We start from the raw sequence: 15847 nt of genomic DNA, 5'->3' as shown, positions 1-15847 counted from the left end.
GAGGTAGTCCTGGGAGCCGACCATACGGCCGCGCGCCTTGTCGAAGACGCCGTCCTTCGAGGACAGCATCACGACCGGGACATTGGAAAAGGTGGCGTTGCGCTTGATGATGGCGCACGTCTGATAACCGTCGAGCCKCGGCATCAGGATGTCGCAGAAGATCAGATGGGGCTTGTGGTCGTTGACCTTGGACAGCGCATCGAAGCCGTCCTCGGCGAGCAGGACTTCATGGCCGCCCTGCTTCAGGAAGATCTCGGCGCTGCGCCGAATGGTGTTGCTGTCGTCGATGACAAGCACCTTGTAACCAGATCCATTCGCGCTCATTCGAACCGCTCCTCGTGTGACACCCGGGTGTAACTGCGCCCCCTCGGGAGCGCAAGAAGCGCGGCCCTATGCCATGCTTCAGATCTCAACCATTTCGAAGTCTTCCTTGCGCGCCCCGCACTCCGGACAGGTCCAGTTCATCGGAACATCGGCCCAGGCCGTACCGGCCGCAATACCATCCTCTGGCACGCCCACCGATTCGTCATAGATCCACCCACAAATCAGGCACATCCAGGTTTTCGTATTCATCGCAGCTTAAGGTCCCTGTTCATCAAATGCAACGATCGTATCCAAACGTATCAACTATTCACGTGACAAGCGTCTCAGATATGCCACCATCTGGTGAGCCCTGATTCGAGTATGAAAACTTACTTACTACCACCAGAGCACGATCGCAAAATCAGCGATCTTACCGACCCCTCGGACGAAGAGAGCGCGGCGGAAGCTGATTTGAATCCGCCCTGTGTGCTGGTCTTCAATGCGAGCGATCCGAGCGGCGCGGGCGGCCTGAGCGGCGACGCGCTCGCCATGGCCTCGGTCGGCGCCCACATGCTGGCGGTGGTCACCGGCGCCTACGCGCGCGACACGGCGGAGATCTTCGACCATTTCAGCTTCGACGAAGAGGCCGTCGCCGAGCAGGCGCGCTCGATCCTCGAGGACGTGGAGGTGCAGCTGATCAAGGTCGGATTCGTCGGCTCGCCCGAGAACCTCAGCACGGTGGCCGAGACCGCGACCGACTATCCCGAGGTGCCCGTGGTGGCCTACATGCCGAACCTCTCGTGGTGGGAGGACAGCCAGATCGAGGCCTACCTCGACGCCTTTCGCGAACTGGTGCTGCCGCAGACCACGGTGCTGGTGGGCAACCACAGCACGCTCTGGCGCTGGCTCCTGCCCGACTGGAGCGGCGAGCGGCCGCCGACGGCGCGCGACATCGCCAAGGCGGCGAGCGAGTACGGCGTGCCCTACACGCTGGTCACCGGGCTGGTGCTGCCCGACCAGTTCATCGACAACGTGCTGGCCTCGCCGCAGTCGGTGCTCGCGAGCGAGAAATACGAGCGGCTCGATGCCGTGTTCGCGGGCGCCGGCGACACCCTGTCGGCCGCGCTGTCGGCGTTGCTCGCGAGCGGCACCGATCTGGTCGCCGCCACCAGCGAGGCCCTGAGCTACATGGACCGCTGCCTCGACGCGGGCTTTCGCCCCGGCATGGGCCACGTGCTGCCCGATCGGCTGTTCTGGGCCCAGCCGGAGGACGACGACGACGACAATGACGACCTCGCGTCGCCGACCGACTTCGCCCTTCCTCCCCATGACACTCGACACTAGCTCGCCCCCAGGTTGGGCTCACTGCGTGTAGCCCGCCCACCCCCTGCCGGGGGCAACACCAGCGGCCCGGCGGAGCCGGTTCCGCGGTGTTTCACGAAGGGCGGCCGGGCTGCGCCGGCCGCGCAGGACCTGATCGCACATGAACAATGAACGCAAACGCAATGAACGCCACTGACCAGAACGAGATCCTCTTCGAGCGCGCGCGCGCCGTCATTCCCGGGGGCGTCAATTCGCCCGTGCGGGCCTTCAAGGCCGTCGGCGGTACGCCGCGCTTCGTGAAGCGCGCGCAGGGCGCCTACTTCTGGGATGCCGACGACAAGCGCTACATCGACTACATCGGTTCCTGGGGGCCGATGATCCTCGGCCATGGCCACCCGGCGGTGGTCGAGGCGGTGCAGCGCGCCGTCACCGAGGGCTTTTCCTTCGGCGCCCCGACCGAGCGCGAGATCGAACTCGCCGAAGCCATCCTCGCGCTGGTGCCCTCGATGGAGATGGTGCGCCTCGTGAGCTCGGGCACCGAGGCCGCGATGAGCGCGCTGCGCCTGGCCCGCGGCGCCACCGGCCGCAAATACATCATCAAGTTCGAGGGCTGCTACCACGGCCACGCCGACGCGCTGCTGGTCAAGGCCGGCTCGGGCCTGGCGACCTTCGGCAATCCGACCTCGGCCGGCGTGCCACCCGAAGTGGTGCAGCACACGCTGGTGCTCGAGTACAACAATCTCGCGCAGCTCGAGGAAGCCTTCGCGCTGCACGGCCACGAGATCGCCTGCCTGATGATCGAGGCGATCGCCGGCAACATGAACTTCGTGCGCGCCAGCGCGGCCTTCGCCAAGCGCTGCCGCGAGCTGTGCACGCAGTACGGCGCGCTGCTGGTGTTCGATGAGGTGATGACCGGATTCCGCGTCGGCCTGCGAGGCGCCCAGGACGTGCTCGGCGTCACGCCCGATCTGACGGTGCTCGGCAAGGTGATCGGCGGCGGCATGCCGCTGGCGGCCTTCGGCGGACCGCGCGCGATCATGGAACAACTCGCGCCGATGGGGCCGGTGTACCAGGCCGGGACGCTCTCGGGCAATCCGGTGGCGACCGCCTGCGGCCTTGCGACCCTCCACGAAATCGCCAAGCCGGGCTTCTACGAAGCCTTGTCGAGGAAGACACGCTCGCTGGTCGAAGGGCTGAAGGCCGCGGCAGCCGCTGAAGGCGTGCCGTTCAGCGTCGACAGCGAAGGCGGCATGTTCGGCTTTTTCCTGCTCGACGCGCTGCCGCAGAACTACACGGCCGTGATGAAGAGCGACGGCGCAAAGTTCAACCAACTGTTCCATGGCCTGCTGGACCGTGGGGTGTACATCGCGCCGGCGCTCTACGAGGCGGGCTTCGTGAGCGCCGCGCACAGCGAGGACGACATCGCCGCCACCATCGAGGCGGCACGCCAGATCTTCAAGACGCTGTAGGCGCCGTGAAGCTGCCTTCGCTCCTGGCAGGCGCGAGCCTGCTCCTGCCCGCCCTGGCCTGCGCCCAGGTCGATATCAGCCAGGTCTGGATCAACCCGGGCTTCTATTCGCTGCATTTCGATCGCAACAAGGGGCTGGAAGACGCCAACCCCGGCATCGGCATCGAGTGGCCGATCGACAAGACCTTTTCGCTGACGGCCGGCGCCTTCCGCAACAGCGACCGTGACCGCTCGCACTACATCGGCCTTTACGTGATGCCCTTCGAATTCCACGGCGTGAAGCTCGGCGCCGTGGTGGGCGGCTTCGACGGCTACCAGATGACCAACAACGGTGGCTGGTTCCCGGCGCTGATCCCGACCGCGGCGATCGAGGGCAGGCACTGGGGACTGAACATCGCGATCATCCCCAGCATCAAGGACAAGCTCTACGGCGCGATCAGCTTCCAGCTGAAGTACCGCTTTTCGGAATAGGCTCGCCCCCAGGTCGGGCTCACTTCGTGTAGCCCTCCCACCCCCTACCGGGGGCAACACCAGCGGCCCAGCAAAGCCGGTTCCGCGGTGTTTCACCAACGGGCCTGGCTGCGCCGGCCAACAGCAACCCGGCGCGGTGTTGTTCCACGGCGGCGCGCAGCGCCCGCCTGTGGGTGGGCAGTCGCGGAACCGGCTCCGCCGGGCCGCGGACTGCGCCCCCGGTAGGGGGTGGGCGGCTACACGAAGTGAGCCAACCTGGGGGCGAGCTGACTAATGCCGGAAGTGGCGCACGCCCGATAGCACCATCACCACGCCGCGCTCGTCGGCGGCGTCGATCACTTCCTGGTCGCGCATCGAGCCGCCCGGCTGGATGACSSAGGTGGCGCCGGCGTCGAMSACSACGTCSAGGCCGTCGCGGAACGGGAAGAASGCGTCGCTSGCGACCGCGGTGCCGGCCAGCGACAGGTTCGCGTGCTGGGCCTTGATGCTGGCGATGCGCGCCGAGTCGAGCCGGCTCATCTGGCCGGCGCCGACGCCCATGGTCATGCCGTCGGCACAGAACACGATCGCATTGCTCTTGACGAACTTGGCGACCTTCCAGGCGAACAGCAGGTCCTGCAGCTGCTGCGGCGTCGGCTGCTTCTTGCTCACGACCTTGAGCTCGTCGATGGACAGCTCGCGGTTGTCGGCGGTCTGCATCAGCAGGCCCGAGCCGATGCGCTTGACGTCGACCGCGTTGCGGCCGTTGTCCCAGTCGGTCTTGCCGCCCGGCGGCAGCGCGATCTCGAGGATGCGCACGTTGACCTTGCTCTTGAACACCTCCAGCGCTTCGGCCGAATAGCCCGGCGCCATCAGCACTTCGACGAACTGCTTGCTGACCGCTTCGGCGGCGGCACGGTCCATCGGCCGGTTGAAGGCAATGATGCCGCCGAAGGCCGAGGTCGGATCGGTCTTGAAGGCCTTGCTATAGGCCTCGAGCGGGTCTTTCCCGGTGGCAACGCCGCAGGGGTTCGCATGTTTCACGATCACGCAGGCCGGCGTGTCGAAGCTCTTCACGCATTCCCACGCCGCATCGGCGTCCGCGATGTTGTTGTAGCTGAGCTCCTTGCCCTGCAGCTGCTTGGCCGTCACCAGCGAGCCCGGCGCCGGATACAGGTCGCGGTAGAACGCGGCCTGCTGGTGCGGGTTCTCGCCGTAGCGCAGGTCCTGCAGCTTGACGAAGCGGCCGTTGCTCTGGGCCGGGAACAGCGCATGGGCGCCGTCTTCCTGGATGCGCGAGAGATAGTCGCTGATCGCTCCGTCGTACTGGCTGATGCGGTTGAACGCGGCCACCGAGAAAGCAAACTTGGTCTTGTCGCTGAGCTTGCCGTCGGCCTTGAGTTCGGCCAGCGCGGGGCCGTACTGCGACGCATCGGTCAGCACGCCGACGTCCTTCCAGTTCTTGGCCGCGCTGCGCACCATCGCGGGGCCGCCGATGTCGATGTTCTCGATTGCATCCTCGAGCGTGCAGCCGGGCTTGGCGACCGTGGCCTCGAACGGATAGAGGTTGACCACCAGCAGGTCGATGGTGGCGATGCCGTGCTCCTTCAACGCCGCCATGTGCGCCGGCAGGTCGCGCCGCGCCAGCAGGCCGCCGTGCACCTTGGGGTGCAGGGTCTTGACGCGGCCGTCGAGCATCTCGGGGAAGCCGGTGTGGTCGGCCACTTCGGTCACGGGCAGGCCGGCATCGGCCAGCAGCTTGGCGGTGCCGCCGGTGGACAGCAGCTTGACGCCCAGCGCGTGCAGCGCCTGGGCGAATTCGAGGATGCCGGTCTTGTCGGATACGGAGATCAGTGCGTTCATCAGGATTACTTCAACAGTTTGTGTTCGACCAGCTTCTTGCGCAGCGTGTTTCGGTTGAGGCCGAGCCATTGCGCGGCCTTGGATTGGTTGCCCTCGGCGCGTGTCATCACGACGTCGAGCAGGGGTTTCTCGACGACCCGCACCAGCATCTCGTACATGCCGTCGGGTTCGGTGCCGCGCAGGTCGCGGAAATAGCTGTCCAGGCTGCTGCGTACGCAGTCTTCGATGTGTTTCTTGCTCATGGCCTTCTCTTCTTCTCCTCGTTCTCAGCCTTCTCTCATGTTCGCTTCGGCGTCATGCGATCGCGTCGGCCGACTGCGCATCAAGCGGTTCGAGCGTGTCGTCCGCCGAGGCCGGCGGAATGCGGTCCATGCGTTGCGCCAGCGCGTCGAAGAATGCGGCCACCGCGCGCAGTTGCGCATCGCAGTCCTCGATCAGGTTCATCTCGCTGCGGAACGCCTCGCCGCCCGGCAGTGCCCGCACATACCAGCCGATGTGCTTGCGCGCCGTGCGCACGCCGCTGTAGTCGCCGTAGAGCGCGTAGTGCTGCTGCAGGTGGTCCAGCATCAGGCGCCGCACCTCGGCCACCAGCGGCGGCGCCAGGTGCGTGCCGGTCGCCAGGAAGTGCGCGATCTCGCGAAAGATCCACGGCCGGCCCTGCGCCGCGCGCCCGACCATCACCGCATCGGCCCCGGTCGCCGCCAGCACGTCGCGCGCCTTCTCGGGCGATGCGATGTCGCCGTTGGCGACCACCGGGATGCGCACGGCAGCCTTGACCGCGGCGATGGTGTCGTATTCGGCCTGGCCCTTGTAGCCCTGCTCGCGCGTGCGGCCGTGCACCGTGAGCATCTGCACGCCGGCCGCCTCGAAGCGCCGTGCCAGCGTCACCGCGTTGCGACGGTCTTCGCTCCAGCCGGTGCGCATCTTGAGCGTCACCGGCACCCGGTGCGGCAGCGCGGCACGCACCACGGCTTCGACGATCTCGAGCGCCAGCGGTTCGTCGCGCATCAGCGCCGACCCGGCCCACTTGTTGCAGACCTTCTTGGCCGGGCAGCCCATGTTGATGTCGATGATCTGCGCGCCGCGGTCGATGTTGTATTCGGCGGCCTCGGACATCATGGCCGCGTCGGTGCCTGCGATCTGCACCGAAATGGGGCCGGGCTCGCCCTCGTGATTGGCCCGCCGCGAGGTCTTCAGCGTGCCCCACAGTTCCTTGCGCGAAGTGACCATCTCGCTCACTGCATAGCCGGCGCCGAGTTCGCGGCACAGCATGCGGAACGGCCGGTCCGTGACACCCGCCATGGGGGCGACGAACAGGCTGTTGTCCAGCGCGATGTGGCCGATCTGCAGGGTCATGGGGGAAATTGGCACGCGCCGGGCTGCTGAAAAATGAGGCACGATTGTAGCGGCGCGCCGATCCTTCGGCTGAAACGATTTGCACTCCCGCATCCATCGGCGAAGGTACCCATCAGTGATCTTGCCGATGCCCGGGCCGGTCTGGTTCCTATACTTCGCGCACACATGCAAGCCTGGCTCGACTCCCTCCTTGCGCTTCTGGCGCTTCCGCAATACGGGCTCAGCACGGTGTTCATTGCCGCCTTCGTGTCGGCAACGCTGCTGCCGGTGGGTTCAGAGCCGGTGCTGTTCGGGCTGCTCAAGCTCAATCCCGACATGTTCTGGTCGGCCATCGCGGTCGCCACCGCCGGCAACACCCTGGGCGGGATCGTCGACTGGTGGATGGGCTACGGCGCCCACAAGGTGGCCGACAAGTATTCGCACTCCAAGCACCATCTGCGCGTGCTGGGGTGGCTGGAGCGGCTCGGGCCCAAGGCCTGCCTGCTGGCCTGGCTGCCGGTCGTCGGCGACCCGCTGTGCGCGGTCGCCGGCTGGCTCAAGCTGTCGTTCTGGCCCTGCGTCTTCTACATGGCCATCGGCAAGTTCGCCCGCTACGTCACGATGACGGTGGCGCTGCTCTATATCTGGCCGAACTGAGCGTCCCCACGGCCGTCACGGTTTCAGCTCAGTGCTCCACCACGCGATCACGTGACCCGCGACGCATGAAACCGGCGCAGCCAAATGCCGGGGATACCGCGGAACCGGCTTTGCCGGGCCGCTGGCATCGCCCCCCTTGAGGGGGCTGAGGTCCGCGGCTCCAAGCCTGCCTGCGCAGGCTTGGACGGACCCGAAGAGCCGCTGCCTCTGGCAGTGACTCGGGACGCCGCAGGCGCTTCGGGGGGTGTTTCATGCTAGCAGCCCGTAGGGGCCGCCGCGCTCCAGCGCGCGCTGGTAGGCCGGCCGCGCATGGATGCGCTCGAGCCAGGCCATCAGCTTCGGCCGCGAAGCATCGAGCCCGCCACGGGCCCGGGCGGCTTCCACCGGGAAGCTCATCTGGATGTCGGCGCCGGTGAACGCATCGCCCGCGAACCACGCGCTCCTGCCGAGTTCCCCTTCCATGAAGTCGAGGTGGGTCTTGAGGTTCGGCAGGATGAATGCGGTCCGGGCCTTGTCTGCAATGGCCCGGGCGATCGGCCTGGCGAAGAAAGGCATCTTCGACTTCTCGACCCGATCGAACATCAGCTTGAGCAGCAGCGGGGGCATGGCCGAGCCTTCCGCGTAGTGCAGCCAGTAGCGATAGCGCAAGGCTTCGGGGCTGCCGGCCGCGGGTGCGAGGCGGCCCTTGCCCTCGCGCTCGATCAGGGTCTCGATGATCGCGCCGGATTCGGCCAGCGTCAGACCTTCATCGGTGGTCACCACCGGCGACTTGCCCAGCGGATGCACCGCCTTGAGCGTGGGCGGCGCGAGCATCGTCTTCGGATCGCGCTGGTAGCGCACCACTTCGTAGGGGAGTTCGAGTTCCTCGAGCAGCCAGAGCACGCGCTGCGAGCGCGAGTTCTCGAGGTGGTGGACCGTGATCATGGCGCGGGTTCAGGAGCTGAACAGGAAGTTCATCACGTCGCCATCCTTGACGACGTATTCCTTGCCTTCCGCGCGCATCTTGCCCGCGTCCTTGGCGCCCTGCTCGCCCTTGTAGGCGATGAAGTCGTTGTAGGCGATGGTCTGGGCGCGGATGTAGCCCTTCTCGAAATCGGTGTGGATCACGCCGGCAGCCTGGGGGCCGGTATCGCCGGTGTGGATGGTCCAGGCGCGCACTTCCTTGACGCCGGCCGTGAAGTAGGTCTGCAGGCCCAGCAGCGTGTAGGCGGCGCGGATCAGGCGGTTCAGGCCCGGCTCCTCCTGACCGATCTCKGCCAGGAACATCTTGCGGTCCTCGTCGTCCATGTCGGCCAGCTCGGCCTCGATCTTGGCGCAGATGGCCACCACCGGCGCGTTCTGCGCCGCGGCGTATTCGCGCAGGCGATCGAGGAAAGGGTTGTTCTCGAAGCCGTCTTCGGCGACGTTGCCGACGAACATCGCGGGCTTGGCGGTGATCAGCGAGAACTGCTTGACCAGCGGCTTGTCTTCCTTGCTGAACTCGATCGAGCGCACCGGCTTGTTCTCGTTCAGCGAAGCCTGGCACTTCTCGAGCAGCGCCACCAGCTTGATGGCTTCCTTGTCGCCCGAACGCGCGGTCTTGGTGTGACGATGCAGCGCCTTCTCGACCGTCGACAGGTCGGCCAGGCAGAGCTCGGTCTGGATCACCTCGATGTCGGAAATCGGATCGACCTTGCCGGCCACGTGGATCACGTTGTCGTCCTCGAAGCAGCGCACCACGTTGACGATCGCGTCGGTCTCGCGGATGTGGGCCAGGAACTGGTTGCCCAGGCCTTCGCCCTGGCTGGCACCGGCCACCAGGCCCGCGATGTCGACGAACTCGACGATCGCAGGCACCACGCGCTCGGGCTTGACGATCTCGCTCAAGGCGTCGAGCCGTGGATCCGGCACCTCGACCACGCCCACATTGGGCTCGATGGTGCAGAAGGGATAGTTCTCGGCCGCGATGCCTGCCTTGGTCAAGGCATTGAAGAGAGTGGACTTGCCGACGTTGGGCAGGCCGACGATGCCGCACTGGAGGCTCATGGCGGGTGCTTTCAGAATGCTGGGGGGAACCGGGTATTTTAGGCGCCCGGCGCACCAGGCCGGCGCCGGGCCGCCCCCAAGGCGGCCTGCGGCCCCCTTCGGGGGGCAGCGAGTACACGCAGTGACGCAGCGTTGGGGGCTACGTTTTTCACTCGAAACGCAGGTTGGCGCCTACCGGCTGGCCGACTCTGAGGGCATGTTCGACCCCCTGCAGCACGATCGCGTTCATGCCGAAAGTGATGGCCCCGTCGACCCGCGGATCGGCGCGGTAGGTGCGCAGCATGTCGCCCACCTCGGGGCTGCTGACCGCGCTCTGCGGGTCGATGTCCGGGATCGGACAGCGCGCGCAGGGCTTGACCGGACGCATCAGGACCTCGCCCTCGGCGGTGGCGACGTGCATCGTGTCGACCCGGTCCTCGTCGTGCGCCTGGATGCCGGCCAGCACGATGTTGGGACGAAAGCGCTCGATACCGACGGCCGCATGGCCGGCGGCGACCAGCTTTGCATTCAGCTCCGCGAGCGAGCCCTCACTCGCCACCAGCAGCGGGAATCCGTCGGCGAACTGGTTCGGGGCCTCGACGCCCCCGGTCCATTTCAGGCTCGACAGCCGCTGCTGCTCGGGGTCGAACCTCACCATGCGCAATTGCCGCGGCCGGCCCGGTTCCGACAGGAAGTCGCTGAACCACTGGGCCGCGATATCGCCCATGTCGTAGGCCGCCACCTCGTCCTTCCAGACCTTGACGCGGGCCGGCTGCTCGACCCGGTCGAAGGCGATGTGCAGCGCCAGCATGCCCGGCGCCCGCAGCACCATCTCGGTGTGCTTGAGCTGCGGCCGGATCAGCGCCATGCGGGGAAGCTCGCGCTGACTCACGAATTCGCCCGCGGCGTCGACCACCATCCAGGCGCGGTCGAACTCCAGCCCGGTCTCGATCAGCAGGGCCTCGTCGAGTTCGACGCCGGCGCAGGACTTGACCGGATAGACGAACAGGCGGGCGATGGTGGCTTGGAGGTCGAAATCGGAGGCGTTCACGGTCGGGTCCTTGTGGCTGACCGAAGATTGTGCGGCACCGGCCAGCCGCCCCCTCTGGGGGTGGCGATCGACACGAAGTAGCGAAGCCACATCCTTACAATGGCCCGATGGCCCTTCCCCCCGAAGTTTGCATTCGCGGCGCCGGCATCGTCGGCCGTACGCTGGCGCTCTTGCTGGCGCGCGAGAGAGTGCGCGTGGCGCTGGTGGCGCCGGCCGCGGCGCCGGCCGGACCGGACGTGCGCGCCTACGCGCTCAACGCCGCCTCGAAGTCCCTGCTCGAATCGCTGCGCGCCTGGCCCGAGTCGGCGCATGCCACGCCGGTGCGCGAGATGGTGGTGCACGGCGACGAAGGCGGGCGGGTGCAGTTCTCCGCCTTGCGCCAGAAGGTCGATGCGCTGGCCTGGATCGTCGACGTGCCCGCGCTCGAACGGCAACTGGGTGACGCCGTGCGCTTCCAGTCCCGGATCGAGGTCGTGACCGCACCCGTGCCGGCAGCGCTGACGGTCGTCTGCGAAGGCCGCATCAGCACCACCCGCGAGGCGCTCGGCGTCGGCTACGAAGTCACGCGCTACGCCCAGCACGCGATCGCGGCCCGGCTCGAGGCCGATCAGCCGCACGACGGCACCGCGCGCCAGTGGTTCAACGACAAGGGCGAGGTGCTGGCACTGCTGCCGCTGGGCGATACGCCCCGCTCGCTCGCCCTCGTCTGGTCGGTCGACCAGTTCCGGGCACCGACCCTGCTCGCGCAGTCGGACGACGCGTTCAACGCCTCCCTGCGCGAGGCCAGCCACAATGCGCTGGGCGCGCTCAGGCTCGCCAGCGAACGCGCCGCCTGGCCGCTGCAGCGTGCCATCGCCGACCGCTGGACCGGCGCCTTCGGCGACGGCTCGGCCTGGGCCCTGGCGGGCGATGCCGCCCATACGGTGCATCCGCTGGCCGGCCAGGGACTCAACCTCGGCCTGGCCGACGTCGCCGCGCTGGCCGAGCTGATCCGCACCCGCGACTACTGGCGCAGCGTGGGCGACGCCCGGCTGCTGCGCCGCTACGAACGTGAACGCCGCACCGCCGTGCTGTCGATGAGCCTCGCCACCGACGGCCTTCAGCAACTCTTCGCCCACAGCGCCGACCCCCTGCCGACGCTGCGCAACTGGGGCATGCGCGGCTTCGACCGCACACGGCTCATCAAGAACTGGATCGCGCGCCAGGCCATGGGCCTGCGTTGAATCCCCGGAACACCACCATGAAGCATCCCCTGCGTCCCCTCTTCGCCGCGCTGGCGGTCCTCGCATTCGGCTCGGCACTGACCGCGACGGCCGGCGAAGCCGAGATCCGCAAGAACCTGGCCGCGCGCATTCCGCAGTTCGCCAAGGTCGACGAGGTCACGAAGGCGCCGATCCCCGGCCTCTATGAAGTGCGGGTCAACGGCTTCGAGATCTTCTACACCGACGAGCAAGGCAACTACCTGCTGCAGGGCAACCTGATCGACGTCAAGGAGCGCCGCAACCTGACCGAGGAACGGGTCGAGAAGCTCAGCCAGGTGGCCTTCGACAAACTGCCGATGAAGGACGCCATCAAGATCGTGCGCGGCAACGGCAAGCGCCGGCTGGCGGTGTTCGCGGACCCGAACTGCGGCTACTGCAAGCAGTTCGAGCGCGACCTGACCAAGGTCGACAACGTCACGATCCAGCTCTTCCTCTATCCGGTGCTGGGACCCGATTCGGTCGTCAAGTCGCGCAACATCTGGTGCGCCAAGGACAAGGGGAAAACCTGGGACGACTGGATGCAGCGGGGCGTCGCGCCCGCGGCCGCCGAGTGCGACACCGCCGCGCTCACGCGCAACCGCGAATTCGGCCAGAAGTACAACATCACCGGCACGCCGACGCTGATCTTCAGCGACGGCACGCGCACCCCGGGCGCGATCCCGGCCGCGCAGGTCGAGAAACAGCTCTCCGCCCTCAATTGATGGCCACGCCGGCCATCCACTGCCGCGTCGAGTGCGCGGACCGCAAGGCGCACCTGTTCGCGGTCACGCTGACCATCGCGGCGCCCGCCGAGCTGCAGCGCGTGGCGCTCGCGGCCTGGATCCCGGGCAGCTATCTGCTGCGCGAGTTCTCGAAGAACCTGCAGCAGCTGCGGGCGCTTCAGGGGCGGCGCAAGCTGGCCGTGCGGCAACACGACAAGTGCACCTGGGACATCGCCTGCACGCCCGGCAAGCCGCTGGTGCTGCGCTACGAGGTCTGTGCCTACGACAACTCGGTGCGCACCGCCTGGCTGGACGCCGATCGCGGCTTCTTCAACGGCACCAGCCTGTGCCTGCAGGTCGAGGGCCAGGTCGACGCGCCGCACGCCCTCGAAGTGGTGGCGCCGCCTCTGATCGCCGACGGCGCGCGCTGGTCCTGCGCCACCGCGCTGCAGCCGACCAAGGTCGACCGCCAGGGCTTCGGCAGCTACCTGGCCGCCAGCTACGACGAACTGGCCGACAGCCCGGTCGAGATGGGGCCGTTCTGGAGCGAGGAATTCGAGGTCTGCGGCGTGCCGCACCGCTTCGTGGTCGCCGGCGCGCCGGCCTCCTTCGACGGCGAGCGGCTGATTGCCGACACGCGCGCCATCTGCGAGGCGCAGATGCGCTTCTGGCACGGCGACAAGGTCGGCAAGCGCGGCGGGCCGAAGCCGCCGCACGACCGCTACGTGTTCATGCTCAACGCGGTCGACGACGGCTATGGMGGGCTCGAGCACCGCCGCTCGACGGTGCTGATCTGCACCCGGCGCGACCTGCCGCAACTCGGCGCCAGGAAGCAGTCCGAGGGCTACACCACGCTGCTCGGCCTGGTCAGCCACGAGTACTTCCACACCTGGAACGTGAAGCGGCTGCGGCCCGCCGAATTCGCGCGCTACGACTACGGGCGCGAGAACTACACGCAGTTGCTGTGGCTGTTCGAGGGCTTCACCAGCTACTACGACGACCTGCTGCTGCGCCGGGCCGGCTGCATCGACGACGCCGCCTACCTTCGGCTCATCAACAAGACCATCAACCAGGTGCTGCAGACGCCGGGCCGGCGGGTGCAATCGGTGGCCGAGGCCAGCTTCGACGCCTGGATCAAGTACTACCGCCAAGACGAGCAGACGCCCAACTCGACGGTGAGCTACTACACCAAGGGCGCGCTGGTCGCTATGTGCTTCGACCTCACGCTGCGCAGCGAGGGCAAGGGCTCGCTCGACGACGTGATGCGCCTGCTGTGGAAAGAGAGCGACGGCGGCCCGATCGCCGAAGCCGATGTCGCCGCCGCGCTCGAGGCGGTCGGCGGGCGATCGTTCGCCAGGGAAATTGCGAGCTGGGTCCATTCGACCGACGAACTGCCCTTGTCCGACCTGCTGCGCCTGCACGGTGTGGCGGCGCTCGACGATCCGGCCCAGCGCGCGCAGGAACTCGGCCTGCGCGTCGCCGAGACCGGCGGCAGCGTGCAGGTCAAGGTGGTGCTGCGCGGCGGTGCCGCCGAACAGGCGGGCTTCTCGGCCAACGACGAATGGATCGGCATCGAGCTGCCCGCGGCCAAGGGCCGGCCGGCCCAGGCCTGGCGCCTGGCGCGGCTCGACGATCTCGCGCTCTACCTCGGCCCGCTGCGAAAGGCGACGGCCCTCGTGGCGCGCGATCGCCGCCTGCTGCGCCTGCCGCTGAGCCTGCCCGCCAACGTCACGACCTGGCGCCTGTTCGCCCAGGATCCGGCGAAGATGGCGGCCTGGCTGCATCCGCGATAGCCGGCACACCACCCCACCATTTGTTCGTTCCAAGGAGACACGCATGAGCTACGAGAACATCGAAGTGCGCATAGAGGCCGAGAAAGTCGGCATCGTCACGCTGAACCGCCCGAAGGCGCTGAACGCCCTCAACGATGCGCTGATGACCGAGCTGGGCCAGGCGCTCAAGGCCTTCGACGCCGATCCGGCGATCGGCTGCATCATCCTGACCGGCAGCGAGCGGGCCTTCGCGGCCGGGGCCGACATCGCGGCGATGGCGAAGTACAGCTTCCTCGATGTGTACAAGGGCGACTACATCACGCGCAACTGGGAAACGATCCGCCAGATCCGCAAGCCGGTGATCGCCGCCGTGAGCGGCTTCGCGCTGGGCGGCGGCTGCGAGCTCGCGATGATGTGCGACTTCATCATCGCGGCCGACAACGCGAAGTTCGGCCAGCCCGAGATCAAGATCGGCGTGATCCCGGGCGCCGGCGGCACCCAGCGCCTGCCGCGCGCGGTGGGCAAGTCGAAGGCCATGGACATGGCCCTGACCGCCCGCATGATGGACGTGACCGAAGCCGAGCGCGCCGGACTGGTGAGCCGCATCGTGCCTTACGAAAGGCTCGCCGAGGAGGCGCTCGGCGCCGCGCTGGTGATCGCGAACTTCTCGCAGGTCGCGGTGATGGCGGCCAAGGAATCGGTCAACCGGGCCTTCGAGAGCGGCCTGTCCGATGGCGTGATGTTCGAGCGCCGGCTGTTCCACGCGCTGTTCGCCACCGCCGACCAGAAGGAAGGCATGGACGCCTTCCTGGCCAAGCGCACGCCTGACTTCAAGCACGAATAGATAGGGCCCCCACGCTCCCTCACTTCGTGTGGTCGCTGCCCCCCGAGGGGGCCGCAGGCCGCCTTGGGGCGGCCCGGCGCCGGCCTGGGGCCCCCACGCCCCCTCGGACTTCGCCGCGTGGCGGCCCGGCGTCGGCCTGGAGACTCTTCCTAGGGATTGCGCGGCGGCGCTGCCACGGATCCGGCGGGCACCGCGTCCGGGGGCTGCACAGCGACCCGCAGCGCCTCGCGCAAGGCCGCCAGCGCCGGCGCCGGCGGCACGCCCGTGGCGGCCGGTGTGCGGCCCTCGCGCCAGCGCACCTGAGACCCGGCGACCTCGAACACCGCCAGCACCTCGCCGCTGCGCTCYAGCGTGACCCGCCACTCGGGTGCGCCGGCCAGCGGTCGAGGCCCGACCGCCGACAGCGCGGCCGATCCCAGCAAGGCATTCAATTCGCGCGCTTCGGCCCGCGGCAGGCTCCGGCTCTCGCCGCCGCGCCGGCTGATCGTGATGCGGTTCCACGTCGACAGCGCCACGAAGGTGGGCGGCTCGGTCTCGTCGGTGCGAACCGCCGGCGGCGCTTTCCGGGCCGCGTCCGGCGCGGTGGGTGCGACGGGTGCGGTGGGTGCGACGGGTGCGGCCCTGGGTACCACCGGGGCGGCCGGCGCACGATCGACGGCGGCGGGCGCTTGCGCGATCGCCTCGGGCTCCTTGCGTGATCGGGCCGGCGGCAGTTCCTGCGGCGCCAGGCGCGCGGCACTGTCGGCCGCGGGCGGCGCTTCCGGGCGCGCAGGGGCAGCGGGTGCCGGCGGCGGCGACGGCGCAGCGACGGACT

At 68.0% G+C, this 15847-nt stretch carries 16 protein-coding genes and 1 pseudogene; 8 read left to right on the top strand and 9 right to left on the bottom strand.

Annotated elements, in window-relative coordinates; all coding sequences use genetic code 11:
* Window positions 1-324: response regulator (locus AC1D2K_RS13550; RefSeq protein ID WP_478089349.1), on the bottom strand; the 324-nt coding region annotated here is incomplete at its 3' end.
* A gap of 78 nt (window positions 325-402) precedes the next feature.
* The gene (locus tag AC1D2K_RS13545; protein WP_081781356.1) at window positions 403-573 is read right to left on the bottom strand and encodes a rubredoxin; all 171 of its coding nucleotides are present in this window, start codon (window positions 571-573) and stop codon (window positions 403-405) included.
* 111 nt (window positions 574-684) lie between these two features.
* Here AC1D2K_RS13545 and thiD point away from each other — a divergent pair, with 111 nt between their 5' ends.
* From thiD to AC1D2K_RS13530, 3 genes are all read left to right on the top strand, one after another.
* On the top strand, window positions 685-1647 hold the full coding sequence (thiD, locus tag AC1D2K_RS13540) for a bifunctional hydroxymethylpyrimidine kinase/phosphomethylpyrimidine kinase (RefSeq protein WP_478089348.1): 963 nt from the start codon (window positions 685-687) through the stop codon (window positions 1645-1647).
* 161 nt (window positions 1648-1808) lie between these two features.
* Window positions 1809-3095, top strand: coding sequence for a glutamate-1-semialdehyde 2,1-aminomutase (gene hemL, locus AC1D2K_RS13535; RefSeq protein ID WP_478089347.1), 1287 nt, complete (start codon window positions 1809-1811; stop codon window positions 3093-3095).
* 5 nt (window positions 3096-3100) lie between these two features.
* A complete protein-coding gene (locus AC1D2K_RS13530) occupies window positions 3101-3565 on the top strand; it encodes a hypothetical protein (protein WP_478089346.1) in 465 nt (154 codons plus the stop codon).
* Between the two features lie 270 nt (window positions 3566-3835).
* Here the strand turns inward: AC1D2K_RS13530 and purH are convergent, their stop codons facing one another.
* The 3 genes from purH to dusB are packed head-to-tail and all read right to left on the bottom strand — an operon-like array spanning window position 3836 to window position 6763.
* Window positions 3836-5413, bottom strand: a complete 1578-nt coding sequence (gene purH, locus AC1D2K_RS13525; protein ID WP_478089350.1) for a bifunctional phosphoribosylaminoimidazolecarboxamide formyltransferase/IMP cyclohydrolase — start codon at window positions 5411-5413, stop codon at window positions 3836-3838.
* Window positions 5413-5649 (bottom strand): Fis family transcriptional regulator, encoded by a 237-nt coding sequence (locus AC1D2K_RS13520; RefSeq protein WP_028249493.1) that lies wholly within the window; start codon window positions 5647-5649, stop codon window positions 5413-5415. Before AC1D2K_RS13520 ends, purH begins: the two co-directional genes overlap by 1 nt.
* Window positions 5650-5701: 52 nt before the next feature.
* Window positions 5702-6763 carry a tRNA dihydrouridine synthase DusB gene (dusB, locus tag AC1D2K_RS13515; RefSeq protein ID WP_478089345.1) on the bottom strand — a complete coding sequence of 354 codons (1062 nt, stop codon included), beginning with the start codon at window positions 6761-6763 and terminating at the stop codon, window positions 5702-5704.
* Between the two features lie 165 nt (window positions 6764-6928).
* On the opposite strand from dusB, the gene AC1D2K_RS13510 reads away from it, so the two are divergent.
* Entirely contained in the window at window positions 6929-7399 is a 471-nt protein-coding gene (locus AC1D2K_RS13510) for a YqaA family protein (RefSeq protein WP_478089344.1), read from the top strand.
* Between the two features lie 249 nt (window positions 7400-7648).
* Here AC1D2K_RS13510 and AC1D2K_RS13505 read toward each other — a convergent pair whose 3' ends face one another.
* The 3 genes from AC1D2K_RS13505 to AC1D2K_RS13495 form a co-directional block, all read right to left on the bottom strand.
* Complete coding sequence (locus AC1D2K_RS13505) at window positions 7649-8323, bottom strand: glutathione S-transferase (protein ID WP_478089343.1); 675 nt, start codon at window positions 8321-8323, stop codon at window positions 7649-7651.
* Between the two features lie 9 nt (window positions 8324-8332).
* A complete protein-coding gene (ychF, locus tag AC1D2K_RS13500; RefSeq protein WP_478089342.1) occupies window positions 8333-9424 on the bottom strand; it encodes a redox-regulated ATPase YchF in 1092 nt (363 codons plus the stop codon).
* A gap of 148 nt (window positions 9425-9572) precedes the next feature.
* Entirely contained in the window at window positions 9573-10454 is an 882-nt protein-coding gene (locus AC1D2K_RS13495; protein WP_478089341.1) for an MOSC domain-containing protein, read from the bottom strand.
* A 107-nt stretch (window positions 10455-10561) separates the two neighbouring features.
* On the opposite strand from AC1D2K_RS13495, the gene AC1D2K_RS13490 reads away from it, so the two are divergent.
* The 4 genes from AC1D2K_RS13490 to AC1D2K_RS13475 are packed head-to-tail and all read left to right on the top strand — an operon-like array spanning window position 10562 to window position 15033.
* Window positions 10562-11677, top strand: coding sequence for an FAD-dependent monooxygenase (locus tag AC1D2K_RS13490; protein WP_478089340.1), 1116 nt, complete (start codon window positions 10562-10564; stop codon window positions 11675-11677).
* Window positions 11678-11694: 17 nt separating this feature from the next.
* A complete protein-coding gene (locus tag AC1D2K_RS13485) occupies window positions 11695-12417 on the top strand; it encodes a DsbC family protein (RefSeq protein ID WP_478089339.1) in 723 nt (240 codons plus the stop codon).
* Entirely contained in the window at window positions 12417-14210 is a 1794-nt protein-coding gene (locus tag AC1D2K_RS13480; protein WP_478089338.1) for a M61 family metallopeptidase, read from the top strand. The genes AC1D2K_RS13485 and AC1D2K_RS13480 overlap by 1 nt, the downstream gene beginning before the upstream one ends.
* Window positions 14211-14253: 43 nt before the next feature.
* Window positions 14254-15033 carry an enoyl-CoA hydratase gene (locus AC1D2K_RS13475; RefSeq protein ID WP_478089337.1) on the top strand — a complete coding sequence of 260 codons (780 nt, stop codon included), beginning with the start codon at window positions 14254-14256 and terminating at the stop codon, window positions 15031-15033.
* Between the two features lie 149 nt (window positions 15034-15182).
* On the opposite strand, the pseudogene AC1D2K_RS13470 reads toward AC1D2K_RS13475, so the two are convergent.
* Window positions 15183-15847: pseudogene (locus AC1D2K_RS13470) on the bottom strand (hypothetical protein); the annotation flags it as partial.

The sequence above is a fragment of the Variovorax sp. P1_H12_2 genome (assembly GCF_056405335.1).
The sequence above is the reverse complement of the archived record's forward strand: the minus strand, read 5'-3'. Positions and strand labels throughout refer to the sequence as shown.